This window comes from Halococcus agarilyticus (genome assembly GCF_000334895.1).
GTDB lineage: Archaea > Halobacteriota > Halobacteria > Halobacteriales > Halococcaceae > Halococcus > Halococcus agarilyticus.
This window is the reverse complement of sequence record NZ_BAFM01000005.1, coordinates 30,739-57,594: the sequence shown is the minus strand read 5'-3', so window position 1 is coordinate 57,594 and position 26,856 is coordinate 30,739. Positions and strand designations below refer to the sequence as shown.

Genomic DNA, 26,856 nt, shown 5'->3' with positions numbered 1-26,856 from the left:
AGAATCGTACCAGGGACGCGTATCAGCAGGTTCTTTGACGCTCTCCGGTGAGAGCCACCATGAGGTGGCGTCGACCGACGATCACCGTCTGGCTCGCCCTCGCTTTCCTCGTCGCCACTGGCGTCGCGGGCGCACACCAGGTCGCGGACTCGCGGTTCGCCGCGCCGATCCCCCTCGAACTCCTGTTCGGCGGGGCGGGCGTCACGGTCGCCGCAACCGCGGCGTGGCTCGGTGTGACGGCCGAAACCGCCTCAACGGCGCGAACGTGGCGTTCTCGTTCCTCGATATCAGGCGAGTTCGCGGCCGGCCTCCGCTACGGGACACGGGCAGTGTTCTTCCTCGGATTCCTCGTCACGGTCGGCCACGGTCTCCTCGGTCCGCAGATCGAGGCCGAGAACGTCGCGACGGTGTTCGTGTGGGCGGTCTGGATCAAGGGCGTCGGTCTCCTCTCGATCCTTCTCGGCAGTCCGTGGCGAGTGCTGTCGCCGTGGCGGACGCTCTACGACGGCCTGGTGCGACTGGAGGGACACGAGATCGCCGCCGTCGGTGCGTACCCGTCGTGGCTCGGCCACTGGCCCGCGTTCATCGGGTTCGTCGTCGGCATCGGGATCGTCGAGAACCTGACGGTGCTCCCGCGTTCGCCCGCCGCGACCGCCGTCATCGTCGCGGGCTACGCCGCGGTGATGGTGCTCGGCGGGGTGGCGTTCGGGGAGGCATGGTTCCGACACGCCGACGCGCTGTCGGTGCTGTATCGGCTGTTCGGTCGGGTCGCGCCGATACGGTTCGTCGAGACGGAGCCGAAATCGGGATCGGTGTCGCGGTCGGGATCGGATTCGGCATCGGAGCCGCGGTCGGCGTACACCGTCGCGCTCCGTCCGCCGTGGGCGGGCTGTACGCGGTGCGTCGGGGATCTCGCTCTCGTCGCGTTCGTCGTCGCCACGGTGTACACGGTGAGTTTCGACGGGTTCGCGAACACCTCGACGTACCAGACGGTGCTGTTCGGACTCAGGAACGCGCTCGGATCCGGCCCGACGACCAGCGTGCTCGTCTACGCGATCGGACTCGGCGGGTTCGTCGCGGCGTTCGTCGGCGTCGGCGCGCTGATGGCGTTCGTGGCCGACGAGAGCGGGACGTGGCGTGAGACGGCGCTCGCGTTCGCGCCGACGGTGCTCCCGATCGCCGCCGCCTACGAGGTCGCACACAACTACCCGTTCGTGATCGAGAACGTCGGGCGACTCGCGGCCATCGGGTGGTCGATCGCGGTCGCGCCGGTCGAGCCTGCCGAGCCGCTCGCGTGGCTCTCCCTCGAAGCGTTCTGGGGATCGCAGGTGCTCCTCATCGTCGTCGGACACGTCGTCGCCGTCGTGGCCGCCCACCGCGTGGCGCTCGATCGCTACGGGTCGCTCGGGCGCGCGCGACGGGCCCACCTCCCGCTCGTGATCCTGATGGTCGGATACACGGTGCTGTCGCTCTGGATCATCTCCCGACCCGTCGTCGCCGGGTAGCGGTCCGTGATGGGGGATTCGGCGATCGCACCAGAACCGTTATTCACGCGCCTCGGCAAGCGTACGGTAGTAAACCGTCGACGACTGCCGTCTCGGCGAACGGGACGACACTCCACCGTCTCGGACGGGGTGGGAGTTGCGGTCGTCAGTTCACGAAACAGATGTCGACTCACACACTACATCTCGGGATGGGGTACGACGCCGTGTCCGTGGGCAGTCTCGCGCTGCCAGGCGTGCTCGTCCTCGCGGGGGCAGCGTCGCTGATCGTCGCCGGCCTCGCGATCGCCGCGTTCGCCCAACGGCGGTCGCGATCGTACCTGCTGATCGCGCTGGCGCTCGTGACCCTGTTGGCCAAAACCGTCGCCGGCGGGTTGGCGATGGGGGAACTGCTTCCCACCGGGACGCACCACCTCGTGGAGCACTCGCTCGATGGCGTCATGGCCGTCCTGCTCATCGCCGCGGTGTACTTCGGTCGCACGACAGAACCCGCGACCGGCGGAGGCAGCACGTGAGCGAGACCCGCAAGCGGATCGCTCGGCACGTTCACGCCCACCCCGGCGTCCACTTCAGCGGTCTCGTCCGCACGCTCGATCTCGCGCCCGGCCAGGTCCAGTACCACCTCAAGCGACTGCTTTCGGCCGAGGATCTCGTCGACGAGCAGCTGTACGGCCAGACCCACTACTACCCGCTCGACTGTGACGAGTGGGAGCGCGGCGCGCTCGCGCTGTTGTGCCGCGAGACCGCGAGTGACGTCGTCACCGTCCTCGCCGAGCACGGGACGGCACGACCCCAGCGGGTGGCCGACGAGCTCGACATCGCGCGGAGCACGCTCGAATGGCATCTCGATCACCTCGTCGAGCAGGCGGTGGTCGCGAAACGGCGGGACGAGCGCAATCACGTCACGCTCGCGCTCGTTCGACCGAAGGAGACGACGCAGTTGCTCGACGAGACCGACCCGTCGACGCCGGCGCGCCTGGTGGATCGGTTCACGCGGGTGGCCGACAGACTGCTCGACGATCCGTAATCCAGCGAACGAGAGGGCTGCGACGAGTGCCGTTCCGTTTTCGGAGGGGTCTCCGAGGCGGTCCGAACCGCCGTCGCCCGTCTCACTCCGTGGCGACGAACTCCTTCGCGATGGGGAGCACCTGCTCCATCGAGCGGGCGGAATCGAACGCATCGGGGGCCGCTCGGCGAAGGTTCAGCGTATCGAGGAAGCTCGCGTGCCGTGCCTCGACCGAGTGGATGCTCAACGCGGGGGGCACGAGATCCGGATCGGAGAGCAGGGGTGCCGCCCCGGCGTACGCGGAGACGCCGACGTCCTCGAGACGGGCGGCGATCGCGACGAACTCCTCGAACGTGTCGTAGTCGAACGCGTAGTCGGCCTCCTCGACGGGGTTGCCGCCGAGATCGGTGATGGTCTGTGTCAGTTTCTCGACGTGGGCTTTCTCGTGATCGCGGATGTCTTCGAGCTGCTGGTACATCGAGAACCGAAGCGTCGGCCGGTCGAAGTACCGCGCGACCGCCGATCGCTCGACGTCGTGTTCGCTGAACGTTCCGGCGCTCGATGCCAGGCCATCGCGGTAGAAGGCGTGTTCGAGGTGTTCGAGCGTGAGTGCGTAGTTCAGGACGTCGATGTCGCTGATCGCCATGTCGTCCAGGAGGGCGATATCGTCCGTCCCGGCGTAGCCGTGCTCGCCCGAGTCGTCTCGTTCCCAGAACAGCGTTCCCGTCGACTCGTCGCCGGTGAAGCCCGCGCCGTCGAGCGGGAACTCCAACACGAGGTCGTCGTTGCCGTCGCCGTCGACGTCGCTGACCGCACCGTCGTCGACCGGCCGAACACCGCCGCCGTTGCCGAGGATCTCGTGAGTGCCGAAGCGATATCTGACGGCGCGGTCGGTCGGATCGAACACGACCGTCTCACCGTTCTCGTCCGTGAACTCGGTGTACCGTACCGCGACCGAAACCCGGCCGTTCTCGTCCGGTTCGACCCGATTCCCTTCACGTTCCGGAGCGATATCGATAGCGAGCTCCTCCGGGAAGTGGGCGGCGGCGGTCGTACTGACGGCCGGAATCGCGGCAGCCGTCGCCGCCGTCCCGATGGCGGCTTTCATGAATCGACGACGATCGGTGTTCTCCGACGGAGCGCTCGTGGATTCTTTCGGGGAGTTCATGTGGGTTCCAGTACCCCTTGGGTGGGGCTGTTCGGACGTTCAAGCGGTTCCGTATAGTGATTTCTGGCACGACTCTCGAAACGAACGTCGGCTCGCGGGAGTGTGAGGGACGCTTTCAGCCGTCCTGGTATGGACTGTAGCTCACACACCACGCCTCCGGCTCGATGTAGCCCTCCACCACGCTGCACGCGCCGAGTCCGTCCCCGTTTTTGTCTGCGAGATAGAACAGACAGCCCGAGCACTGCTGGCCGTCCTTCGGCTGTGACTGGTATTCGACGGCCTCCTTCGACTGGAGTGAGTCGCGATTTCGCTCCGTTCCGCCCTGACTCGACGCCGTTCGGTAGGCTGTCGGAACGGGACCACTCAGGTCGTCTACCCTCGTCGTCGTTCCGGTGTCGTTCGTTCCACCGACGTTCGTTCCGCTGTCGTTCGCTCCGCCACTGTTCGTCCCATTCGTCGTTTCGGTCGGCGCTGTCGCGTTCGTCGTCTCGGGACGTGCTCTCGCGGTCGCCGTCCCCGTTTCGGTACTACCGCTGGCCGTCGTCGTGCGGGCTTCGTCGCCGGTCGTCGTGTCGTTTCCCGCGGCACCATCGGCGTTCGTTTGCGTCGTGTCGTCGTTTCCATCCGTTCCTCCGTCGCCACTGCAACCGGCGAGCGCGGCGAGTGCCGCGCTCCCCGCGAGTCGGAGGAACGTCCGTCGTCGCCGTTCGAACTCCATGATTCGATCTGTCGAGCGCTATCGATTAGGAATTCTGGTACGATCGTCGAAGCTGCGGCACGGATTCGAGAGACGGACCAGAACCGGTTTTTCCACGGAGCCCCGATACGACGCACGATGGATCGCCGAACGTTTCTGCGGGCTTCCGCCGGCATGACGGGTAGCGTCGCCCTCGCCGGCTGTGCCGGCCTGTTCTCCGTCAGACGGGGCGACCCGCCGCTCGTCGAAAACCGCCCCAATGCAGTCTACTATCCGACCCACACCGAGGGTATGGAGATGGTCGGCATGAGCGGGATGGGTGGGATGGCGATGAACGACTCGGGCGGAATGGGGAACATGAGCGACATGGGCGGGATGGACAGTATGAACGACTCGGGCGGAATGGCGATGAACGATTCGAGCGCGATGTCGTCGAACGCCTCGACGAACGGGGACAGGAACGGCGCGAGCAACTACGCGTTCGGAGTGATGTACTCGTATCCCCACCGCTTCTGGACCGTCAACGGCAGCGAGACTCGGAAGGTCTCGATCCAGCAGGACGATTCCGTACATCTGATGGCGTCGGTCTGGGAGCCGAAAACCCGCACTGTGCTGCCGGATACCGGCCTTTCTGTCGAGATCACGCAGGACGGAGAAATCGTCTCTCAGGAAGTGATCTACCCGATGCTGTCCCAGCGGATGGGGTTTCACTACGGCGCGAACTTCGGACTCGAAGGGAATGGCACCTACACGGCGACGCTCAGCGTCGGCGGGATGTCGACGCGCCGGACGGGCGAGTTCGTCGGGATGTTCGCCGAGCCAGCGAGCGTCGATATCGAGTTCGAGTACAGCCGTACCGACAAGAAGTCGATCGATTACACCCGGACGAAAGGACAGCGCGAGGGGAGCCGAGACGCGGCCAAACCGATGGCAATGGAGATGGTCCCGAACTCGACTGTCCCCCCGAAGGCCGACCTCCCCGGCGAGATCGTCGGCACACGGACCAGCGGCGACGGTCGATTCCTCGCGACCGTGCTCGACGAGCCACCACGAGGTATCGACGCGAGCGGGCCGTACCTCGCAGTCTCGGCGCGAACGCCGTACAACCGGATGGTGCTCCCCGCGATGGCGCTCTCGGGGACGCTCCGCCGCAACGGCAGGACCGTCTTCGACGGTCCGTTACAACCGACGCTCGATCCCGAACTCGACTACCACTACGGAACGGTCGTCGACAGTATCGAATCGGGCGACGAACTCGGACTTTCGGTCGAGACCCCCCCACAAGTCGCTCGTCACGAGGGCTACGAGACCGCGTTCCTCGATATGCCGCCGATGACGTTCACCGTATAGATCGTTCGAAACGGCGAGCGATCCGAGCGTCCGATGAGTGCGAGAGCCAAGAGGTGGCTGAGTTCGGGACCGTCATTTTCACTGGCTGCATATCGATGAACGCGGTTTCGTACCCGTCGGGCGATCTGTGGCGGCGTGGTTACTATGATTTTCAGGTCGTCGCCGGGTTGGATGTCCTCCACAGCGGTGGCGTAGTGGTATCTAATGTCGGCATCGAGCGGGATCACGATGCCGCTTCGCTCGTCCCAGATCGTCGCCATCAGATGGACCGAATCCACCGACTCGACGGCGGTTGTTCCAGGTCCACATACGACTACTGGTTCGGTCGTCGAATCCGAGTCTGCCCACCACCGCCAGCACCGCTACCGTCACTACTGCTATCGCTGCCACCACCGCTATCGCTGCCACCACCGCTACCGTCACTACTGCTATCGCTGCCACCACCGCTATCGCTGCCACCACCGCTATCGCTGCCACCACCGCTACCGCCGCCATCACTACCGGACCGTCTCGGTAGGGGCCGTTGTGGCGGAAGCGTCGAGGCGGGGCCGAAGCGTCGTCTCCAACGAACACATATACCAGGGGGACGTGGATCCACCAATGAGCAGTCGAACCGACCGGAACCACACCGTGGCTGGCGATTTATATCGATCGGCGTCCGCAGGTGTCGGCCTCGGTCGTCGTCTTCTCGTGCTCGCTATCACGCTCGTTGCAACCATCGGGACCGTCCCGCTCGCGTCGGCTCACGGCGGTCACATCTACGTCAACGGTGTCCACCTCTCACAGTCGTACGCGTTGATCCCGCTCGTTCTCGGGGCCGCCATTGCCGTCGGCAGTGTCTATCTGCCCCGACTGCGGCCAGCGCTTTCGGACTACGCACTTCACGGCGTTCTCGTTGGCCTCGCCGTCGCGGTCGTCGGTGGGATCGCGGTCGTCCAGCTCTCGCCGTACGAGTGGCTGACCGCGGAGCCGGTGATCCCGCGCTCGATCCACGAACCGCTACTGCTCCTGCTCGGTGGGACGATCATGCTCGGCAGCGTGATCGGCGGCCAGCTCCGGTGGCCGCGACGGCCCCGCTACGCCGGCCTCGGTGCCCTCCTCGGTCTCTGGGTCGCCTACCCCGGGTTCTCGGTGTTCGGTGTCTACACGCCGACGAACCCGCTCGGACATCTCATCGTGCTCTCGCTGCCGGTGGCGGTCGGGTACGTCCTCTGGCGCGACGCCCGCGGCGTGTTGAGCGCGGTCGTCGCCGACCGGACGGCGCGCCGGTTCGGCGTCGCCGTCGGACTGCTCGGGGTCGTGTTCTTCCTCTTCTCGGCGGGGATGGCCACGGTCGTCCCCGACAGCGGCGAGGGGCTCTCGTGGACGGAAGGGTTCGTCACGACGCTGCCGACCCTCGGGCCGCTAGTGACGTGGCCATCGGTCGAGGTCTGGGCCCCTTCGATCCCGTTCGCCGGCATGGTGTCGGTCGGCACGCTGATCTTGCTTGCCGTACTCGGCGGCCTCCTCGGGCTGAACGCCGCGATGTTCGCCCACCAGTGGGGGACTGCGGCGGGCGGCGCGTCGCCGACGACGGCGGGCGCGGTCGGTCTCGCCGCCCCGCAGGCGTGCTGCTGCTGTGGCCCGTTGCTCTCCCAGCTCGCGATCGTGACACTCGGCCCGTCGGCCGCGGCCCCGTTCTACCTGCTGTTCGCCGACCCCTCGTCGTCGATCGGCTCGCTGTTTTTCGTCGCCAGCGTGGCGATCCTCGCCGGGACGCTCGTCAACGCAGCCGGATCGACGGCCAGCACCGAGCCCGAGCAGTGCGTGGTGCCGGCCTAACGCCGACGCACTCGTCCGTCCATCCAACCAACGACGAGACGAACTGATTCTCGATCGGCGAGAGAGAAAACTACTACAGGCCGAGCCGATCGACAGCCTGGTTCACCATCCGATACGCCCCTTTGGCGGCGTCCATCGCGGGGCCGCCGGACTCGATCACGTAGTACGGGGCGAGGTCGGCCCCGAACTTCGATTTGTACCGGCAGAGCCGCTCGGTGTTCGCGCCGACGAGGTCGTACTCCGTGACCGACTCGATCGGCGGGTCCTCGGCGACGTCGCGGATGATCCGCCAGTGGAGTAAGCTGTTGATGCTGACACCGTCGTGGGTCGTGCGCGCGCCGCCGAGCCAGTAGTACGCCGCATCGTTCGAGAAGAGCGTGATGACGCCGCCGAGGTACTCGCCGTCCGGGTCGCGCGCGACGTACACCCGCGATCGCTCGTCGAGATCGGCGACGACGTCTCGAACGTAGGGCCACGTCGGTCCGAACCCCTCGTTCTGTTCCGCATATCGGGCCTGTGTCTCCCGAAAGACCGTCTCGGCACCGTCGATCTCCTCCGTCCCGATCTCGACGTCGAGGTCCTCGCCCGACCGGATCTCGCGCCGGAGGCTCCGGCTGAACGAACCCATGATGTCCTCGGGAGCGCGATCGCCCACCTGAAGTCGGTAGGTGAACGAGGGCTCGACCGAGAGCCCGGCCCACCGGTACGGACGTGGATCGGGGTAGTCGGTGTGACACAGGAACCGACACAGCGTCGTCGGGGCATCGACGCCGAGCGCGTCGAGCACGCCCTCGGTGAACTCGCGGGTGACCTTCTCGCGTTTGCGCTGCTTCGGGCTCGTCGGCATCACGATCGGCCCCAGATGTGGCACGCTCATCCCGGGTGGCGGCGACGAGAGCACCCGAGCCCGCCCGGCGTTCCGGACGAACACCGGGAGCATCCCCACGAGCTGTTCGCCGCGGTAACCACCCAGGAGGAGGAGATCGCCGGGTGCGTGGCGGTCGAGCACCGAGAGCGCCGACGCGGTGTGAAACGGCTCGAAACCCGTCTTCGGGAGCCCGTCGTCCCACGCCGCGAGATCCAAGCGTTCGATGTTCATGAGATGGGAGCGAGAGAGCGTGTGCTGTCTGTCATCGGTATCTGTCTCACTCCGGCGACCGAAGAAAATGTTTCGTTGGGGTGGCGTCGACCCACGCTCGTTCGTGCCCGATCGAGTGTGCCGACCCCTTCCGCTCCGTGGGTTGCGAACGATCGGTTTTGCGATCGTCGACGGCCGGTCGTCGTCGGAACCCCACCCGATAGCTGTGACGACGATCGTCGGTGCGTTGAACTCGGTCGAACGTGTACTCGCGCGACATGGCGAGTGCTGCGGACACGCTGGATGGGACGCACGTCCTTCTCGTCGGCACGGCCGAGTGGACCACACCTCTCGCGGACGCGCTCGGAACGCGCGCCGGGGCGACGGTTCGGACGGTCGCGACCGCGGACGCCGCGCTCTCCGTGCTCGACGACCGCTCGGTCGAGTGTGTCGTGAGCGAGTACGCCCTCGACGGGCGGACGGGGCTCGACCTCCTGCGGACGATCCGCGAGGGATCGGCGACCCTGCCCGTAGTGCTCTGTACGGCGTCGGGTTCGGAAGTCGTCGCCAGCGAGGCGATCGCCGCCGGTGTGACGGACTACGTCGCTGTCTCCGAGCCCTTCGAGCGGATCGACGACGTCCTCGCGCGACTCGGCGGGGTCGTGCGCACGGCCGAGCGGACCGACACCAGGCGGGAGCGGGCCCGCCAGTTCGATGCGACGTTTCACGACGATCGGACCGCGACCTGGGTGCTCGGTCCCGAGGGAGCGCTCCGGCGCGCCAACGAAACGGCGCGCGGGATGATCGAGACAGACACTGAAAGCGTCGTCGAGGAACCGTTCTGGACGCTGCCGTGGTGGACGGACGGAGTCAGAGAGACCGTCGAGCGGACGGTCGGACACGCCATCGACGGTCGGTTCGACAGCTCGACCGTCACGAGGGGGCGCGAGGACGGGACCCCACGGACGCTCGACCTCTCGGCTCGGCCCGTTCGGGACGAGACTGGGACGGTCGTCTCGGTCGTCGTCGAGGGTGTCGACGTCACCGAACGCGTCTCGCTCGAACGCGAGCTCCGCGAGTCCGAGGAGCTCCACCGGGTCACGCTCAACAACATGACCGACACGGTGTTGATCACCGACGACGACGGCGCGTTCACCTACGTCTGTCCCAACGTCCACTTCATCTTCGGCTACACCGCCGAGGAGATCCATAGTTTGGAAACGATCGAGCGTCTCCTCGGGCCGGACCTGTTCGATCGGGACGAGCTGGCCGCCGACGGCGTGCTGAAGAACATCGAGTGTACGGCGACCGACAAGGCGGGCCGCGAGCACACCCTGCTGGTGAACGTGCGGGAGGTGTCGATTCAGGGCGGGACGCTGCTCTACAGCTGCCGCGACATCACCAAGCGAAAGCGACGCGAGGAGGCGCTGGCCGGGCTCCACACGACGACGCGGGAACTCCAGTACGCCGGCACTGCCCGGGAGATCGGCCAGGTCGTGGTCGACGACGCGGCCACGGTGCTCGATCTCGACGCGAGCGCGGTCTACCTCTTCGACGCCGACGAGAACGTGCTCGAACCGGTCGCCGCCTCGAACGGGATGAAGCGACTCGACGGGCCGTTGCCGACGCGGCGGGCTAATGACGAGACAATCCCGGGCCACGTCTTCGTCGCGGACGACGCCCGGTTCTTCGACGACGTTCACGACGCCGACCGGCTCGCGAACGAGGCGACCGGGATCCGGAGCGGAGCGTACATCCCGCTCGGCGAACACGGCGTGTTCGTCGCCGCCGCCGGGACGGTCGGGGCGTTCGACGAGGTTCTCCGGGAACTCACCGACCTGCTCGCGGCCACCGCCGAGGCCGCCCTCGATCGGGTCGAACGCGAGAGTCGGCTCCGCGAGCAGGAGCGCGAACTCCAGCGCCGGAACGCCCAGCTCACGCGGCTCGACGGACTCAACGGGATCATCCGGGAGATCGACGGCGCACTCGTCCGGGCGGAGACTCGCGAGGGGATCGACCGCGCCGTCTGTGAGCTCCTGACGGCCGAGGACCGGTTCGCGTTCGCGTGGATCGGCGACGTCGACCCGACCGCCGAGACGCTGGAGCCGCGGGCGTGGGCCGGGGCCGAGCAGGGCTACCTCGACAGCGTGTCGTTTTCGGTCGACACGTCGGGGGCGGCGGAGCCGGCAGGCCAGGCGGCGGCCACCCAGGAGGTGCGGACAGTCTCGAACGTGGCCGACCGACTCCGGGAGGCACCGTGGCGATCGGCGGCGCTCACGCGCGAGTTCCTGTCGGTGCTCAGCGTGCCGCTGGCGCACGACGAGTTCGAGTACGGCGTGTTGACCGTCTACGCCGGGACGGCGAACGCGTTCGACGGAACCGCAGAGGCCGTCCTCGCGGAGCTCGGCGAGACCATCGCGTCGGCGACGAGCGCGGTCGAACGGAAGAACGCGCTGTTGACCACCGCGAACACGCGTCTGGAGTTCGAGACGCGGGACTCGGCGTTCGTGTTCGCCAGGCTCGCCCGACGTGCGGACTGTACCCTGACGTACCAGGGCGGCGTCCAGCGGACCGCCGACGGCGTCTACGCCTTCGTCACTGTGGCCGACGCCCCAATCGAGAACGTCGTCGCCGCGGCGCGGGAGCTCGTGTCGATCGACGAGGTCGAGCGGATCGGAGCGGACGACGAGTCGGGCGTGCTCCGGCTCCGACTCTCGGGGCCGTTCCTCGCGCTCGATCTCGCCGACCACGGGGCCGTCCTCCGGCGCACCACGGCCGACGGCGAGACCGCGACGCTCGTCGTCGACGTGCCGAACAGCGTCGACGTCCGTCGGATCGATCGTCTCGTCACGGAGACGTTCGCGGACATCGACCTCCTGTCGAAGCGGTCGCTCGACCGCGCGTCGTCGCGGGACCTCCACGCGGCCTTTCTCGACCGGCTGACCGACCGCCAGCTGGAGGTGCTGCGGACGGCGTACTACAGCGGCTATTTCGAGTCGCCGCGCGAGAGCACGGGCGAGGAGATCGCGGCGACCCTCGGGATCTCGCCGCCAGCGTTCTACCGACACGCGCGGACGGTCCAGCGCAAGCTGTTCACCACCCTGTTCGACGATATCAGCGTCCCGTCCGCCGTCACTGCCGGCTGAGCGGCGTCGCGAAACGGCGTGACCCCCGAACAGCGGACTGGCCAGGCGAAACCGGGCGAAAGAGTTCACCGGTGATGGTTCAATAACGAACCCCCAAATCTAGTTGGCGTTCGTTGTTGAACGCTGCTGGTCATCCGCCGGAAGTCCCTACTGGAAGACGATGCGAGACGTCGACCAGAGCCCCGATAGCGAGACGCCGTACGAGTGCTTCGACTGTGGCACGATCGTGCTGACGGCGACGAACCCCGGCCAATGTCCCGACTGTGGCGGGGAGATGCGCAACCGGCTGATCCCGCTCGAATGAGATGAGTTCGGATTCCACACCGGGCGAAGCCTCTTCGGCAGTATCGACCGCCGATGCAGCCGAGACCGAATCCGCGCTCGACACCGCCCGTCGCCAGCTCGCCCGCGCGGGCGAGCACGTCGAGATCGATCCGAACGTCGTCGAGCGCCTCGCCCACCCCAACGCGGTCCACGAGGTCTCGATCCCGCTCGAACGCGACGACGGTATCGTCGAGGTCTTCACTGGGTACCGCGCCCAACACGACAGCGTTCGTGGGCCGTACAAGGGCGGCCTCCGCTTCCATCCGGGCGTGACCCACGACGAGTGTGTGGGACTCTCGATGTGGATGACGTGGAAGTCAGCCGTGCTCGACCTCCCGTTCGGCGGCGCGAAGGGCGGGATCGTGGTCGATCCGAAGGAGTTGAGCGCCGACGAGAACGAACGCCTCACCCGGCGGTTCGCCCAAGAGATTCGCGACGTGATCGGGCCGAACCGGGACATTCCCGCCCCCGACATGGGCACCGACGCCCAGACGATGGCGTGGATCATGGACGTCTACTCGATGCAGCAGGGCGAGACCACGCCGGGCGTCGTCACCGGCAAACCGCCCGTCGTCGGCGGGAGCTACGGCCGCGAGGAGGCCCCCGGCCGGAGCGTGGCGATCGTCGCGCGCGAGGTGTGCAAGTACTACGACCGATCATTGGCCGAGACCACGGTCGCGGTGCAGGGGTTCGGCAGCGTGGGCGCGAACGCCGCCCGTCAGCTCGACGACTGGGGGGCCTCGGTCGTCGCGGTGAGCGACGTGAACGGAGCCGTCCACGACCCCGCCGGTCTCGACGTCCACGCGATCCCCACCCACGAGGAGGAGCCCGAGGCGGTCACCGCCGGCGTCGACGACGTCCTCCCGAACGAGAAGCTGCTCAAACTTGATGTCGATGTCCTGATCCCGGCGGCGGTCGGCAACGTCCTGACCGAGGCGAACGCCGGCGACGTCCGGGCCGATCTCGTCGTCGAGGGCGCGAACGGTCCGACCACGTCGGCGGCCGATACGGTCCTCGACGATCGCGGTGTGCCGGTGATCCCCGATATCCTCGCGAACGCCGGCGGGGTCACGGTCTCCTATTTCGAGTGGCTCCAGGACATCAACCGTCGGGCGTGGACGCTGGAGGAGGTCAACGAGGAGCTCGAAGCCGAGATGCTGGCGGCGTTCGAGGACGTCCGAACGCAAGTCGACGAGCGGGGCGTGACGTGGCGCGACGCCGCCTACATCGTCGCGCTCTCGCGGCTCGCGGCGGCCCAGGAAGCGCGTGGCCTCTGGCCGTAGACCGCTTTTCGCGGACGATCCCGCGATCAGACCTCGATAGCGTCGATCTCGGGATCGTCGAGGCGTTCGTACAGATCGCGAGGCGGTCCGACCCACGCCCCGAGTTCGAGCGCGCGCTCGATCAACCGGCGGTAGAGCTCGCGGTAGCCGGGGAACTCCTCGCTCACGAGGCGCGGGTGCCAGAGCACCGTCATCACCGCGTCGTTCGCCGCCGCCTCCGCAAGCAGCTCCTCGCAGGCATCCCACGCCGTTTCGAAATCCCCCTCCTCGACCAGCGCGGTCTCCATCGCCGTGAGCGGAAAGACCACGAACTCGTCGTCGAACGGCCGGAACGGGTCGTAGCCGTGCTGGAAGCCGTACTCCGTGCTCGATCCGAGCGAGCTGTCGTAATCGAGCCCGATCGCGCGGTGGTGTCGCCACGTCTCCGCGCCAGGCGCGAGATTGAGGAAGTGCTGGCGGCCGCCCGACACCTCGTGGCCGAGCGCGCGCTCGATTTTTTCTTTCTCCTCGCGGAGGCGGTCGCAGTCGTCGAACGAGTCGAACGAGCCGTGGAGGCCGACCTCCCACCCGCCAGCGTCGAGCGCGCGGACGATGTTCGCGAGTTCGGGCGTCTCGACGTCGTACCGGGTGAGGTGTTCGATCCACGATCGCGGGCGGAGCCACTCTTCGAACGGCCGTCCGCGGAGGCCCGGCTCCGAGAGGAAGTAAAACGCCGACCGCACGCCGAGATCGTCTTCGAGCGCCATCAGCGACTCGAACTGCCAGTAGGGGTTGTGGCCCGGCCGGAGCGCGGCGAGGTGGGCGGGATCGCGTTCGACCAGCGCGTAGTAGAGCGACTGGTAGGTCTTGTACGGCCGATCGACGTCGTGGGTGAGACAGAGCGCGAACTCAGCCATCGGTCGCCCTGTTCGCCGCCGCGATCCCGCTTCGTTCGTCGCGCCCGTCGTTCTCGATGACCGAGACGATCCGCTCGGCGGCGTCGCCGTCGCCGTAGAGCTCGGGCTTCGCGGGGAGCGAGACCGGCCGTGCGAGCTCGCGCGCGATGGCGGCCTCGTCCGCGCCGACGAGGGTGTTCCAGCCCGCGTCGACGGTCTCGACCCACTCGGTCTCGTCCCGAAGCGTGACACAGGGCGTATCGAGGAAGAAGGCCTCCTTCTGCACACCCCCCGAATCGGTGGCGACGCGCTCGGCCCCGTCGAGCAGTCGGACGAAGTCGACGTAGCCGACGGGATCGATCAGCGTGAGCTGCTCCGCCACCGTCTCCCGGAGCCCGTCGGCGTCGAGCCGCTCGCTCGTCCGCGGATGGACGGGGAAGACGACCTCGCGCTCGGCGTCACACAGCGCCGCCATGATGGCCTCTAGCCTCTGGGGATCGTCGGTGTTGCCCGCACGGTGGACGGTCGCGAGCACGTACTCGTCGGCGGCGAGGTCGTGCTCGTCGAGCACCGTCGAGCGTTCGGCGGCGCGGGTGCGCGCCCACCGGATCGCGTCGTACATCACGTCGCCGGTCCGGTGGACCATCCCGTCGTCGACCCCCTCCTTCCGGAGGTTCTCGACGCCGCGCTGGGTCGGCGCGAACAGGAGGTCCGAAACGTGGTCGGTGAGCACGCGGTTGATCTCCTCGGGCATCGATCGGTTGTAGCTCCGGAGGCCGGCCTCGACGTGGGCGAGGCAGGCGTCGGTCTTCGCGGCCACGATCGCGCTCGCGAGCGTCGAGTTGGTGTCGCCGTAGACCACGATGACGTCCGGCGATTCGCGTTCGACGAGCTCCCCGAACCGACTCACCATCGCCCCGGTCTGTTGGCCCTGTGAGTCCGACCCGACCCCGAGGTTGTACTCCGGTGTCGGGATGTCGAGCTCCTCGAAGAACACGTCGGACATGGTCTGGCTGTAGTGCTGGCCGGTGTGGACGAGGATCTCCTCGTGGCGTTCGCGGAGCGCGCGCGAGACCGGGAACGCCTTCACGAACTGCGGGCGCGCGCCGACGACCGAGACGACCCTCACTGCTCGGCCTCCGACTGCCGCGCCGGTTCCTCGGGCTCGCCGGCCTCGTGTTCCCGCACGCCGAGTTCCTCGTTGGTCTGGAGGTCGTAGGTCATCGCCACGGCGAGCGAGATCCCGCCGACGATCACCAGCAGTAACGAGATCGAGCCCCGGAGGAAGGCCGAACCCGAACCGACGAGCGCGAGCGGGGCGACCACGCCACCGGCGAGACCGGCGAGCGTCCCGACGACGCCGAAGAAATAGAGGAGGACGAGCGGGTGGAAGTCCCGCACCACGTACCGCATGACGAGCCGGCGGACGAAGTTGCGCGCGAGCAGCGCGGAGAGCTTCGGCACGAACGAGGAGTACCGGATCCCGCTTTGCTCGTCGCCGTACACCGCCGGATGGGCGACGTCGGCGACACGCAGCCGGTGGACGTTGAGCGTCGAGAGCACGTCGTTCAGAAAGCCGTAGTCGTCGTAAAGTCCGTCGATGTCGATCCGCTGGAGCGCTTCCCGCGAGATCGCGGTGTAGCCGTTCTGCGGGTCGCTCATCTTCCAGTAGCCGCTCGATATCTTCGTGAGATACGTGAGGAGCGAGTTGCCGAAGAAGCGCCAGCCCGACATCTCCCGACGGTCGCGATGGAGCAGTCGCGTCCCCTTCGCGTAGTCCGCATCGCCCGCCACGATCGGGTCGATGATCCGACTCAACATGTCGGGGTTCATCTGGCCGTCGGCGTCCATCACCGCGGTGACGTCCATCCGTTCGGCGAGCGCGCGTCGGTAGCCGGTCTTGACCGCGCCGCCGCGACCCTGGTTCGTCTCGTGACGGATCGGCTCGACCACCCGATCGAAGTACAGCCCGCCGTCGGCGAGCGTCGCGTCCTCGGTGCGTGCCTCGTTCGCGCGCTCGGCGTAGCGCTGGATCTCCTCCCACGTGCCGTCGGTCGAGCAGTCGTCGACGACGTACACCCGATCGACGAACCCGGGCAGCGTCTCGATCACGCGCCCGACGAACGCCTCCTCGTTGTGGGCGGGCACCACCACGCCGACCGTCTTGCCCTTATACATCCCGACCACGTCCGATGGTGTATGTCCGGTGTGGCGTTCCCGAGAGGTCGAGGCTGTCGCGCCCGTCGATCACCACCAGGCCGTCACGGTCGCCACGGCGCTCGAACGCGGACCAGTCGATCGTCTCGAACGCCTCGTGCGGCGTCACCAGCACGACCCCGTCGAGCGGTCGGTCGGTGACGTCCGCGACGGCGACGGGGGTCGCATCGAACTCGTCATACTCGTCGAGAAGCGGGTCAGTGCACAATACCTCGGCCCCGGCACTCGAAAGCCCGTCGACGATCGGGCCCGCCGGCGTCGCGGCGGTTTCGGCGACGCCCGGCCGGTAGGTGAGGCCGAGCACGAGCACCCGCGCGCCGTCGAGCGCCGATCCCTCGGCCCCGAACTCCTCGCGGAGCTTCTCGACGACGAAATCGGGCATCCCGTCGTTGACCGCGCGCGCGGTTTCGAGCAGCGGTCCATCCCTGTCGCGGCCGTCGAGCAGGAAGTAGGGGTAGTAGGGGATGCAGTGACCGCCGACACCCGGTCCGGGATCGTGGATGTCACAGAACGGCTGGGTGTTCGCGGTGTCGATCGCCTCGCGGACGTCGACAGCGAGGTCGTCGGTGAACCGCGCGAGTTCGTTGGCGAGCGCGATGTTCACGTCGCGATAGACACCCTCGAACAGTTTGACTGCTTCGGCCGTCGTGGCGTCCGAAACCTCGATGACGCCCTTCGCGTTGATCGCCTCGTAGCACAGCGTCGCGGCGCGGGCGCTCTCGTCGTCGATCCCGCCGACGATCTTCGGGTACGCCCCGCGGATGTCCTCCAGCGCACGCCCGCTCGACGTGCGCTCGGGGCAGAACGCGACGCCGAACTCGCCGAGCGCGAGACCGCTCTCGCGCTCCAGCCGAGGGACGACGACCTCCCGGCAGGTCTTCGGCGGGACCGTACATTCGACGACGACGAGATCGCCCGGATCGAGCCCCCGTGCGACGTCGTCGATCACGGATTCGAGGATCGAGAGATCGGGTGCGTTCCCGGCGTCGATCCGGGTCGGCACGATCACGACGTGGACCGACGCCGTCGCGGCCGCACTACGGTTGTCGGTCGCCGAAAGCGCGTCCCGCGCGACCAGATCCGCGACGAGATCGTCGAGGCCCGGTTCGCCCCCGACGTGGCACTCGCCCGCGTCGACCGACGCCACCACCTTGCTGTCGGCGTCGGCACCCGTGACGTTGCCACAGACCTCGGCGTAGGCCGCCGCGAGCGGCAGTCCCATCTTCCCGAGGCCGTAGACCGCGACCGGCACCTCACCGCCCCGAAACGCCTCGCGCTGGCGCTCCGCGGTCGCGTTGTTGCCGTAGAGCGCCGTGACCCCGGCGGTTCGGCTCACGCGTCGACCTCCACGACGCCCTCGCTCGCGAGGCGATCGATCGTCCGGGCGACTTCGAGCGCGCGCAGCCCGTCGGCAGCGGTCACGACCGGCTCGTCGCCGGTCTCGACACAGTCGACGAACGCCGCGAGCTCCTTCTTCAGCGGTTCGCCGCCGCCGACCATCGGCTGTTCGATGATCCCCTCGTTGCTCTCGATGCCCCGACGCCACACCTGGGAGTGGAACTTCGTGTGCCGGGCGTCGTCGCTCGGTTCGTACCGCTCGGCGGACTGACGGTGGATCTCGATCGATCGATCGATGTAGTCGACGACGATCCACGAGTCACGGGTCGTGATCGTGAGCTCGCGGACCTTCCGCTGGGTGACGCGACTGGCCGTCAGGCTGGCCACGATCCCGTCGTCGAAGCGCAGCTGTGCGTCGACGTAGCGACCGCCCTGCGTGCCGACCGCGTTGACGAGATCGAGGTCGTCGTCCACGAGCGAGAGCGTCACGTCGATGTCGTGGATCATCAGATCCATCACCGCGCCGTCCTTGATCTCGCGTTCGCGCGGTGACCCGAGCCGCCGGGCGTCGACGGCGATGATCTCCCTTCCGTCGAGGATGTCCGAGAGCGCCCGGATCGCCGGGTTGAACCGCTCGATGTGTCCCACCTGGATCGTGACATCGTGTTCGTCGGCGAGCGAGACGAGCTCGTGGCCCTCCGCCGGCTCGGCCACGAACGGTTTCTCGACGAGCACGTGAACGCCCGCCGTGATGCACTCGCGCGCGACCTCGTAGTGGTGGGCGGTCGGCACGGCGATCGAGATCGCGTCCACGGCCCCGACCAGATCGCAGCGGTCCATCGCGCGCGTGTCGTGCCTCGCCGCGACGTCGCACGCTCGGTCGGCGTCGGCGTCGGCGATCCCCACCAGTTCGACGGTCGGGAGCTCGCTGTAGACCCGTGCGTGGTTCTGGCCCATGCTGCCGACCCCGATCACGCCGACCCGGAGCGGCTCCACACTACTCATCCGACACCTCCTCGAACTCGCCGACCGCAGTCATGATGGATTCGAGATCCGACGCCGAGAGGTTTGGATGTACCGGTAGCGAGAGCACCGCTCCGGCGGCGCGTTCGGTGACCGGCACGTCACACTCCACCCCGTCGTAGACGGGCTGTTCGTGGATCGGTGTCGGGTAGTAGATCCCCGTCCCGATCCCCTCGTCGTCGAGATGCGCGCGCAGCGCGTCGCGGTCGTCGGAGCGGATCGTGTACTGGTGGTAGACGTGCCGCCGACCGTCCGGCTCGATCGGCGTCTCGATCCCGTCGATTCCCGCGAACTCACCGGTCAATCGCGCAGCGTTCGCGCGTCTCGCCTCGTTGTACTCCGGTAGTCGGTCGAGCTGAACCCGGCCGATGGCCGCGAGCACGCTCGTCATCCGATAGTTCTGGCCGAGCGAGACGTGGTCGTAGGTTCCACCTGCGTCGTCGCCCAACCGCGCCGCCGGTCGGCCGTGGTTGACGAACCGCGCCGCACGCGCCGCAACCCGCTCGTCGTCGGTGAGCACCATCCCCCCTTCGCCGGTGGTCATGTTTTTCGTCGGATAAAAGGAGAAACAGGCGGCGTCGCCGAACGTCCCGACGCGCTCGCCGTCGATCGCCGCACCGTGGGCCTGGGCGGCGTCCTCGATCAGGAGGAGGTCGTGCTCGTCGGCGATCTCACACAGGTGGTCCATCGCTGCGGGGAGGCCGTAGAGGTGGACGGGAATCAACGCGTCCACGTCCCGCTCGCGGACGATCGCCTCGACGGCGTGTGGATCGAGATTGAACGACTCCGGGTCGATGTCGGCGAAAACGGGCTCCGCGCCAGCGAGGCGAACGGTGTTCGCGCTGGCGATCATCGAAAACGGTGTCGTCACCACCGTGTCGCCCTCGCCGAGACCGAGCGCCTCGATGGCAGTGTGGAGCGCGGTCGTGCCGTTCGTGGTCGCCACGCCGTGCGAAGCGCCGCAAAATTCGGCGAATTCCTGCTCGAACGCCCGGACTTCGGGACCATCGGCGAGGTGACCGCTGTCGATAACCTCGCCGACGCGGGCTTTCGCGCGCTCGCCGAGCTGTGGGTCGGCGATCGGGATCATATCGCGTTCTCCCCGGCGAGCTCGTCGGGCAACGGTTCGTGGCGGGCGGGGACGCCGACCGCGAGCGTCTCGGGCGGGACGTTCTCGGCGACGACCGCGCCAGCGGCGACGAACGACCCGCGACCGACCGTGATCCCGGGGAGGAGCGTGGCGTTCGCCCCGACCGAGACGTGATCCTCGAGGGTGGGGCCGGCGAGATCGCTTTCACGGCGGACCGGGTACGGATCGTTCGTGAGCACCGCCCGCGGACCGACGAACACCTGGTTCCCGATCTCGGTGTGGGTGGGGACGTACACCCCCGTTTGCAGGCTGACGTGTGTGCCGATGGTCGTGGTGCCGTCGATCGTGACGTCGGTGCCGACGAGAACGTCGTCGTCGATCGCCGTGTCCTCGCGGATCAGGGCGTTGTGACCCGTCGTGAAGTCGTCGCCGATCGCGACGTCGGCGTAGACGATGGTGCCGGCGCGGATCGTCGCCCGATCGCCGATGTGGGTGGGCCGGGCGTCCGGCGCGTGCTCGTAGCCGACCGTCGCTCCCGGGTCGACGTGACATTCGCTTCCGGTGGTTGCGTGTGCGTCGTCAGTCATGGAGTGGGACTTCCGGCGATCGCACACCGTGGCGATTCGGCTGGGAGCTCGGTGGAGGGCACCGGACGGCCCACGGTGATCGGGCGCGCCGAGATGGGAGCGTCGTCGCGCTCGGTCGCCGTCGCGTCCGGTGAGGGCTGTGGTTGCTCATTCGGTGGCGGATGTGGTGGCGGGGACGGGGCGGTTCCGTTTCCCGTGGTCTCAGGAGCACCGTTATTTCGAATAAGGACTCGTTTCTTGCATATAGTGTTTTCCTATCGGTCGCGGTCAAAATTTCCGCAATCCAGATGTCACTTCGCGCTCGCGACCACGTCGATCGTGGAACGACGTGGGCTCCGTCCGACGCGTCAGTCACGGTCGCGGCGCGAGCGTGCTACGACGAATCGAAGAGCGCACCAAGCACCCGCTCGACGGCCACCACACCACCGCCGATCGCGAGCCAGAGACAGGGGACCGTGACGAGCAACACCACCCAGTGTGGCACCGGAGTTGTCGTCGACCACCCGTGAAGCGGGAACAGCCATCCCGGGATCGGGAGCGACGCTACCCAGATCGTCCCCTGGATCGATCGTCTGAAGGGTCCGTTCTCCCTTCCGTCGTCGAGCGTCGCCACGGCTCATCCCTCGCCGGCCGTTTCGTTCGTGTCGCGCGTTCCGGTCCGATAGACGTAGACGCCAGCGAGCACGATCAGGAGGCTCACGACCGCCCAGTGGGGGTCGTAGCGACCGCCCTGCGAGACCGCGTGGTGGAGGCCGAGCAGCGTGTGGTCCACCACGACGTCGAAGAGATCGAACCCGCCGAGACCGACGACCGCCGCGCCGGCCAGCGGCCGGATCGCGAGCGGCACGGTCGTCCGGCGTTCGGCCCGCCACACCACACCAGCGCCGATCCCCGCGACGAGAACCATCCCGATCGAGAACAGGCCGTCGGCCAGTACGTTGGTCCGGAGCCCGTCGAGGGTGGTCATCGGGTAGATCGCCGAGACGAGGTGGTGCCACTGGAGGACGTGGTGGAGCACGAGAACGTCGATCAGCCCACTGAACCCGAACCCGAAGATTCCGGCCCCGAGGAGTGCGCGCGTCGTCGTGCCGGCCGTCTCGGGCGGCCGGTCGGGCGACGCCGAGGATCGGTTCGCCATCGATGAGCGATGGTACCGGCTCCAGCGGATTAGTCGGTCGCCCGGCAGACGCAACGCGCGATTCGGCCGGCGTTCCGTCCCGAACGGTGTCGGCCTCGGGACGGCGGCAAGCGCAGGACATAAGAACGGATGGAGTAGGATGGGTAGTGTATGCCGAGCCGTGGAACGGGACCGGAAACGCTCCTCGTCGGGATCGATGCGGCCTGCGAGCCCGTGCTCGATCGCCTGGCCGACGCAGGGGCCGACCTCCCGAACCTCCGAGCGGTCCTCGAGGGCGGTACGAGCGGGTCTCTGGAGTCGCAGGTCCCGCCGTGGACCGCGAGCGCGTGGCCCTCCCTGTACACCGGCACGAACCCGGGCAAACACGGCGTGTTCGGTTTCCTCGACTTCGACGGCTACGACTGGGACGTGGTGAACGCCACTGACGTCAAGGAACGCGCGCTCTGGGAGCTCCTCGACTCCCAGGGACTGTCGAGCGTCGTCGTCAACGTGCCCGTCACCGACCCACCCCGAGCGTTCGACGGCGCGCTCGTCCCTGGGTACGTCGCCCCCGACGACCCGACCTGTCACCCAGCCGACCTCCTCGACGACGTTCGCGCGGCGATCGGCGAGTATCGAGTGTACCCCCGTCACACCGGCGGGGGCGAGACCACGACCGCCGAGAAGGTCGCCGAGTACCGCGAAACGATCGGGATGCGCGCCGACGCCTTCCGGTATCTCGAAGACCGGTTCGCCCCCGACTTCGGGTTCGTGGAGTTTCAGGCGACGGACACCGTCTTCCACGAGTGTCCCGGCGAGCTCGACGCCGTCCGGGCCGTCTACGAGGCGGTCGACGAGCAGGTGGGCGCGATCATCGACGCGTGCGATCCCGCGACTGTCCTGATCGCCAGCGACCACGGCATCGGGAAGTACACCGGCTACGACGTGCGACTCAACACCCTCCTCCGCGACGCGGGATTCACCGAGACCGCCCGCGGCGGGCGCGGAATGCCGTCGTGGGACGTCATCCGGGACGAGCAGTTCCTCGACGCCAGCGACTCGACGGACGAGCACGACGAGCGCGACGGTGACGGCAGCGGAGCAGAGTCGAGCGCGCTCGAACGCGCGATGCGAACGGCCGCACGTGTCGGGATCACGAGCCAGCGCGTCGGGCGAGTGCTCGAACGCCTCGGCCTCGCCGAGATCGTGGTGCGTCACGTCCCGAAGGGAATGATCCGCGCCGGCACCGAACAGGTCGACTTCCCCGCCTCCCGGGCCTACGCCCGCTCGCACATCGAGTGCGGGATCCGTCTCAACGTCGCGGGTCGCGAGCCCGATGGCGTCGTTCCCCAAGAAGAATACGACGCGGTGCGCGAGGCGATCATCGCGTTCCTTTCGGGGATCGAGACACCCGACGGCGAGCCGGCGTTCGACGACGTCGCGCCGCGCGAGGCGTACTTCGAGGGACCGGAGGCCGATCGGGGGGTCGACGTGGTGGTCGTCCCGCGCGCGTTCGATCAGTTCCTCTCGACCCAGGTGCGCGAGACGGCGTTCGGCCCGCCGACCGAACCCTTCAATCACAAGCGCGACGGGCTGATCGCCGCCGCGGGTGAAGGGGTCGACACCGACGCTTCGCTCGCGGGCGCGCACCTCTTCGACGTCGCACCGACGGTGCTCGCATCGCTTGGTTTGGCCCGCGGCGAACACATGGACGGCGACGTGTTGGCGGTGGTCGAATCGGCCGGCGAACGAGCGTACCCCGCGATCGACGAGCGCGACCGCGAGGCGACCGACGAACGCGCCGTCGAGGAACGCCTCTCGGACCTCGGATACCTATGAGCATCGCAATCACGAAAGCGGCCGACGACGAACTGGACGACTGGAACCGCCACGTCGAGCGCTCCCCACACGCGAACCCGTTTCACCGTCTCGGGAGCCTCAGGACGCTGGCCGACCACGCGAACGCCGACCTCCACCCGCTGGTCGGATACAAGGGACAGGAACCCGTGGGGATCTTTCCGATTTTCGAGATCGAGCGCCTCGGGATCTCGACGGTGTTCTCGCCGCCGCCTGACCTCCTGGTTCCGTATCTCGGGCCGGCGCTGTGCAACGTCGAGAAGTTGAAACAGCGAAAGCGCGAGCGCCGCCACGAGAAGTTCATCGATGGGTGTTTCGAGTGGCTCGATCGGGCGTGTGAGCCGCGCTACGTCCACGTCAACACCGACCCCCGATACGACGACCTCCGGCCGCTCGGGTGGAACGGGCTGGAGGCCACGCCGAACTACTCCTACCGCGTCGATCTCACGCCGGGCGCTGACGCCCTTCTGAAGGGGTTCAGCAGCGACGCGCGGAGCAACGTGAAGAACGGAACCCCAGAGAACTGTACGATCGAGGAGGGTGGCGAGAGCGCGATCCGGCGGATCGTCACCCAGGTCAATCGACGCTACGAGGCTCAAGACGAGTACTACGCCGTCACGCCGGGGTTCGTGATCGACCTCCGCGAGCGCCTGCCCGAGGGCTGTGTGCGGACGTACGGCTGCCGGGTCGACGGTCGGTTCGTCGGCGGAATGATCACGCTGGAGGACGGCGACACGATCTACCGGTGGCAGGGCGGCGCGAAACACGACGCCGACGTGCCCGCGAACGATCTCGTCGACTGGCACGTCATGCGCGACGCGATCGAGCGCGACATCGAGGGCTACGACCTCGTGGGGGCGAACTCGCGCCGGCTCAATGGGTACAAGGCGAAGTTCAACCCCGAGCTCCTGACCTACCACCAGGCCGAACGCGCCGGGCCGGCGATGGAACTCGCGCGCGAAGCCTACCTCCGATTGCGCTGAGGCGCGACCGACGGCGGAGCGGCGAGCTTCTCCGACAGTAACGAGTGACGATCAGTGACGCGACGAGCGTCGGTCGAGGAGGCGGGCGAGTAGTCGAGTTCCGGGCCGGCCGTCGCGGAGCCAGAGCCCTATTACCACGCCGAGCACGAGGAGTTCGACCCCGATGAAGACGAGCCCGCGCGGGGTCGCCAGCTCGTCGAGATAGTTGAGGAAGTAGAACCGAGTGTTCGTCAGGATCCCCGCACCCCCGCCGGGGCCGACGATCGGGTTCGAGATGTCGACGCCCGGTCGCTCCATCGCGGGCCAGAACAGGAACCAGTAGGTGAGGTCGTTGCCGAGGGCGACCGCGGGAACGACGTCGCCGGGCAGGTGGAGGAGGTAGCCGATCGCGAACGCGATCGCGGGTTCGGTTCGATCGACCCGCGACGCGACGGCGATCACGAGCGCGACGAGCGGGACGGCGACGAACAGCGAGTGAGCGAACACGCCGGCAGGCAGCGCGTTGAACGTCCACGTCAGCGGTTTGTCGACGAGATCGGGGAACTGCGTGCCGACGGCGAGCGCGAGGGTGGCGGGACCGCTCGGCGTCCGACCCCGGAGGTGGGCGAACAGCGAGTAACACAGGTAGCCGACCGCGAGGTGTTCCCACGGGAACATGCGCTCTCAGCCGCCACCGCCGGCGCTTGCGTTGCCCGTGTCGCTACTGCCGCTGCCCGTGCCGCCGTCAGCGCCGGCGGTCCCGCCACCGGCGACGATGTCGACCGACAGATGCTGTGCCGGTGAGATGTAAGCGTTGCGCTCGGTGGGGTTCTGCGGTGGTTCGCCCCTGTAGAGGAGGTATTCGAGCTGGAGGCGCTCGCCGGTCACGCTCGGTGTGATCCGGTGTTGGCGCTGCCACGATCGGTTCGCCGGGACGGTCGGCGATTCGAACCGTCTGACTTCGCTCCGCCCGACGACGTTGCCGGCGTCGTCGAGCCGCTGGAGCTGGACCACGACCGTGTAGTTCGTCGCCTCGCCCTCGTGGTTCTCGACTTCGAGGGTGATCGGCTCGCTCGGCTCGCCCGCGGTGAGCGTGACGCTCTCGTTGTACTCGACGAGCGTCCCGTCCCCGCCCTCGCCCCCGGCCTGGTTCAGGAGCGCCACGTTGGTCCCCGTCGCGCCGTCTTTCGGCACCGCGAGCACGTAGCTCATGCTCGCGGCCGCGACGAGGATGCTGAGGACCAACACGCCGTTGAGCAGCACGTCCGCCGGCGAGCCCGAGAGCCCGTCGGTGAAGTCGTCGATCCAGTAGCCGACCGGCACCGAGAACCGCTCCGAGCGCGGCAGGCTGAGTCGACGAACGATCCCCACGACGGCGAACACCACGATGAACGCCACCAAAACCCCGACGATCGGCCCGGTGCGGTACGGCGAGCCGGTGCCGAGCAGCGTGGCGGCGAGATCGAGCGCGAGCGCGAGCAGCGGGATGGTGAACAGGCTGACGCCGAAGGAGAGGGCGAGGCGCTCGCCCCACCGGATCCCACGCTCTTGAATCGAGCGCGCGCTGTCGAAGCGCTGGGAGAGCCGCGAGAGCGAACTGCTCCGGTCGGCGGTGCGGGACGGCCGACCCGGGAACAGCGCCGCCACCAGCGCGTAGCCGGGCAACACCAACAACAGCGGCACGCCGAGCACGACGCGAACCACCGTCGGGAGACCGCCGACGACGCCGATCAACCCCCCGACGACTGCCGCATACACCACGACGACGAGGAGGTCGCCGGGCAGCCCGCGAAGCCCCGACGCGTCGCTGTCGTAGCGTTCGATGGTCGTGTCGTTGCCCGAGAGGGAGTCACGAGACACGCTTGGACTCCCTACCGAGCAGACTCGTAAAAATTTGGCTATCCGCGGCGTGGCGTCGTCGTTCGACCGCTCTCGGTCGCGAGTCGGCCGACAGTCGCTCGTTTCGAGTCGAGTGGTTACGGATACTAACGACGGAAACGTGTATTTCGAGGTAAACGATACACACTCGTTATATCCCTCCAACGAGTAGCCCCATCAACGAGGAGAGTGCTATGTCGGAGGATTGGGACACAGTAAGCTACGTGATCCGGTCGCAGTACCGGGTCGACGTGCTCGAACGACTGTCCGAGGGCCCGGCGACCCCGTCGCGGATCGCCGGGGACAAGGACATCGCCATCGCGCACGTCTCACGCGCGCTCGGGGGGCTGCGCGAGGACGACCGCGACATGGTCGAACTCCTCGTGAGCGAGGACCAGAAGAAGGGCCGGGTGTACGGCATCACCGACAAGGGCGAGCGCGTCTGGGATCGCTTGGAGTCGGAAGGGATGGTCTGAACGGGTCACGCCACCACCGACCCGGTTCGACGGATGCTCATACTCGGCAGCAGCAGAACGG

26 protein-coding genes are annotated in these 26,856 nt (G+C 67.7%); 11 read left to right on the top strand and 15 right to left on the bottom strand.

Features of this window, described 5'->3' with window-relative positions:
* Positions 1-59: 59 nt before the first annotated feature.
* The 3 genes from TX76_RS05385 (at position 60) to TX76_RS05375 (ending at position 2,529) form a co-directional block, all read left to right on the top strand.
* The gene (locus TX76_RS05385; RefSeq protein ID WP_049900012.1) at positions 60-1,505 is read left to right on the top strand and encodes a hypothetical protein; all 1,446 of its coding nucleotides are present in this window, start codon (positions 60-62) and stop codon (positions 1,503-1,505) included.
* 188 nt (positions 1,506-1,693) lie between these two features.
* Positions 1,694-2,017: a DUF7471 family protein gene (locus TX76_RS05380; RefSeq protein WP_228842311.1), complete on the top strand. Its 324-nt coding sequence runs from the start codon at positions 1,694-1,696 to the stop codon at positions 2,015-2,017.
* Positions 2,014-2,529, top strand: coding sequence for a winged helix-turn-helix transcriptional regulator (locus tag TX76_RS05375; RefSeq protein WP_049900007.1), 516 nt, complete (start codon positions 2,014-2,016; stop codon positions 2,527-2,529). The genes TX76_RS05380 and TX76_RS05375 overlap by 4 nt, the downstream gene beginning before the upstream one ends.
* Before the next feature lie 82 nt (positions 2,530-2,611).
* Here the strand turns inward: TX76_RS05375 and TX76_RS05370 are convergent, their stop codons facing one another.
* Together TX76_RS05370 and TX76_RS16985 are read right to left on the bottom strand one after the other, a co-directional pair.
* Positions 2,612-3,616, bottom strand: coding sequence for a ferritin-like domain-containing protein (locus TX76_RS05370; protein WP_049900324.1), 1,005 nt, complete (start codon positions 3,614-3,616; stop codon positions 2,612-2,614).
* A gap of 175 nt (positions 3,617-3,791) precedes the next feature.
* Positions 3,792-4,394: a high-potential iron-sulfur protein gene (locus TX76_RS16985; protein ID WP_079890759.1), complete on the bottom strand. Its 603-nt coding sequence runs from the start codon at positions 4,392-4,394 to the stop codon at positions 3,792-3,794.
* Positions 4,395-4,511: 117 nt separating this feature from the next.
* Here TX76_RS16985 and TX76_RS05360 point away from each other — a divergent pair, with 117 nt between their 5' ends.
* Positions 4,512-5,723, top strand: a complete 1,212-nt coding sequence (locus TX76_RS05360; RefSeq protein ID WP_049900005.1) for an iron transporter — start codon at positions 4,512-4,514, stop codon at positions 5,721-5,723.
* Here TX76_RS05360 and TX76_RS05355 read toward each other — a convergent pair.
* Complete coding sequence (locus TX76_RS05355; protein WP_195156001.1) at positions 5,675-5,983, bottom strand: DUF7350 domain-containing protein; 309 nt, start codon at positions 5,981-5,983, stop codon at positions 5,675-5,677. The genes TX76_RS05360 and TX76_RS05355 overlap by 49 nt on opposite strands.
* A 340-nt stretch (positions 5,984-6,323) precedes the next feature.
* On the opposite strand from TX76_RS05355, the gene TX76_RS05350 reads away from it, so the two are divergent.
* A complete protein-coding gene (locus TX76_RS05350; protein WP_049900001.1) occupies positions 6,324-7,544 on the top strand; it encodes a hypothetical protein in 1,221 nt (406 codons plus the stop codon).
* A 73-nt stretch (positions 7,545-7,617) separates the two neighbouring features.
* Here TX76_RS05350 and TX76_RS05345 read toward each other — a convergent pair whose 3' ends face one another.
* The gene (locus tag TX76_RS05345; RefSeq protein ID WP_049899999.1) at positions 7,618-8,643 is read right to left on the bottom strand and encodes a GNAT family N-acetyltransferase; all 1,026 of its coding nucleotides are present in this window, start codon (positions 8,641-8,643) and stop codon (positions 7,618-7,620) included.
* 257 nt (positions 8,644-8,900) lie between these two features.
* Here TX76_RS05345 and TX76_RS05335 point away from each other — a divergent pair, with 257 nt between their 5' ends.
* From TX76_RS05335 to gdhB, 3 genes are all read left to right on the top strand, one after another.
* Complete coding sequence (locus TX76_RS05335; RefSeq protein ID WP_049900321.1) at positions 8,901-11,768, top strand: bacterio-opsin activator domain-containing protein; 2,868 nt, start codon at positions 8,901-8,903, stop codon at positions 11,766-11,768.
* A gap of 160 nt (positions 11,769-11,928) precedes the next feature.
* A complete protein-coding gene (locus TX76_RS17515; RefSeq protein ID WP_154019014.1) occupies positions 11,929-12,072 on the top strand; it encodes a rubrerythrin-like domain-containing protein in 144 nt (47 codons plus the stop codon).
* Between the two features lies 1 nt (position 12,073).
* The gene (gene gdhB / locus TX76_RS05330) at positions 12,074-13,375 is read left to right on the top strand and encodes a glutamate dehydrogenase GdhB (RefSeq protein ID WP_049899995.1); all 1,302 of its coding nucleotides are present in this window, start codon (positions 12,074-12,076) and stop codon (positions 13,373-13,375) included.
* Positions 13,376-13,401: 26 nt separating this feature from the next.
* Here the strand turns inward: gdhB and TX76_RS05325 are convergent, their stop codons facing one another.
* The 9 genes from TX76_RS05325 to TX76_RS05285 all read right to left on the bottom strand — a co-directional run bounded on the left by TX76_RS05325 (position 13,402) and on the right by TX76_RS05285 (position 21,643).
* Complete coding sequence (locus TX76_RS05325) at positions 13,402-14,271, bottom strand: polysaccharide deacetylase family protein (protein ID WP_049899992.1); 870 nt, start codon at positions 14,269-14,271, stop codon at positions 13,402-13,404.
* The gene (wecB, locus tag TX76_RS05320) at positions 14,264-15,379 is read right to left on the bottom strand and encodes a non-hydrolyzing UDP-N-acetylglucosamine 2-epimerase (protein ID WP_049899989.1); all 1,116 of its coding nucleotides are present in this window, start codon (positions 15,377-15,379) and stop codon (positions 14,264-14,266) included. The genes TX76_RS05325 and wecB overlap by 8 nt, the downstream gene beginning before the upstream one ends.
* On the bottom strand, positions 15,376-16,428 hold the full coding sequence (locus TX76_RS05315; RefSeq protein ID WP_049900318.1) for a glycosyltransferase family 2 protein: 1,053 nt from the start codon (positions 16,426-16,428) through the stop codon (positions 15,376-15,378). The genes wecB and TX76_RS05315 overlap by 4 nt, the downstream gene beginning before the upstream one ends.
* Positions 16,421-17,803 (bottom strand): nucleotide sugar dehydrogenase, encoded by a 1,383-nt coding sequence (locus TX76_RS05310; RefSeq protein WP_049899986.1) that lies wholly within the window; start codon positions 17,801-17,803, stop codon positions 16,421-16,423. Before TX76_RS05310 ends, TX76_RS05315 begins: the two co-directional genes overlap by 8 nt.
* On the bottom strand, positions 17,800-18,810 hold the full coding sequence (locus TX76_RS05305; protein WP_049899983.1) for a Gfo/Idh/MocA family protein: 1,011 nt from the start codon (positions 18,808-18,810) through the stop codon (positions 17,800-17,802). Before TX76_RS05305 ends, TX76_RS05310 begins: the two co-directional genes overlap by 4 nt.
* On the bottom strand, positions 18,803-19,918 hold the full coding sequence (locus TX76_RS05300; protein WP_049899981.1) for a DegT/DnrJ/EryC1/StrS family aminotransferase: 1,116 nt from the start codon (positions 19,916-19,918) through the stop codon (positions 18,803-18,805). Before TX76_RS05300 ends, TX76_RS05305 begins: the two co-directional genes overlap by 8 nt.
* Positions 19,915-20,505 carry an acyltransferase gene (locus TX76_RS05295; RefSeq protein WP_049899980.1) on the bottom strand — a complete coding sequence of 197 codons (591 nt, stop codon included), beginning with the start codon at positions 20,503-20,505 and terminating at the stop codon, positions 19,915-19,917. Before TX76_RS05295 ends, TX76_RS05300 begins: the two co-directional genes overlap by 4 nt.
* Before the next feature lie 373 nt (positions 20,506-20,878).
* Positions 20,879-21,118: a hypothetical protein gene (locus TX76_RS05290; RefSeq protein ID WP_049899977.1), complete on the bottom strand. Its 240-nt coding sequence runs from the start codon at positions 21,116-21,118 to the stop codon at positions 20,879-20,881.
* Between the two features lie 3 nt (positions 21,119-21,121).
* Positions 21,122-21,643 (bottom strand): DUF2243 domain-containing protein, encoded by a 522-nt coding sequence (locus TX76_RS05285; protein ID WP_049899975.1) that lies wholly within the window; start codon positions 21,641-21,643, stop codon positions 21,122-21,124.
* A gap of 150 nt (positions 21,644-21,793) precedes the next feature.
* Between TX76_RS05285 and TX76_RS05280 the strand changes: the two genes are divergently transcribed.
* Positions 21,794-23,461, top strand: coding sequence for an alkaline phosphatase family protein (locus tag TX76_RS05280; RefSeq protein ID WP_049899973.1), 1,668 nt, complete (start codon positions 21,794-21,796; stop codon positions 23,459-23,461).
* On the top strand, positions 23,458-24,462 hold the full coding sequence (locus TX76_RS05275; protein ID WP_049899972.1) for a GNAT family N-acetyltransferase: 1,005 nt from the start codon (positions 23,458-23,460) through the stop codon (positions 24,460-24,462). The genes TX76_RS05280 and TX76_RS05275 overlap by 4 nt, the downstream gene beginning before the upstream one ends.
* A 51-nt stretch (positions 24,463-24,513) precedes the next feature.
* Here TX76_RS05275 and TX76_RS05270 read toward each other — a convergent pair whose 3' ends face one another.
* Positions 24,514-25,119, bottom strand: coding sequence for a metal-dependent hydrolase (locus TX76_RS05270; RefSeq protein WP_049899970.1), 606 nt, complete (start codon positions 25,117-25,119; stop codon positions 24,514-24,516).
* A gap of 6 nt (positions 25,120-25,125) precedes the next feature.
* Positions 25,126-26,301, bottom strand: a complete 1,176-nt coding sequence (locus tag TX76_RS05265) for a DUF1616 domain-containing protein (RefSeq protein ID WP_049899967.1) — start codon at positions 26,299-26,301, stop codon at positions 25,126-25,128.
* Positions 26,302-26,513: 212 nt separating this feature from the next.
* On the opposite strand from TX76_RS05265, the gene TX76_RS05260 reads away from it, so the two are divergent.
* A complete protein-coding gene (locus tag TX76_RS05260) occupies positions 26,514-26,795 on the top strand; it encodes a winged helix-turn-helix domain-containing protein (RefSeq protein WP_049899964.1) in 282 nt (93 codons plus the stop codon).
* The last annotated feature ends 61 nt before the right edge of the window (positions 26,796-26,856 follow it).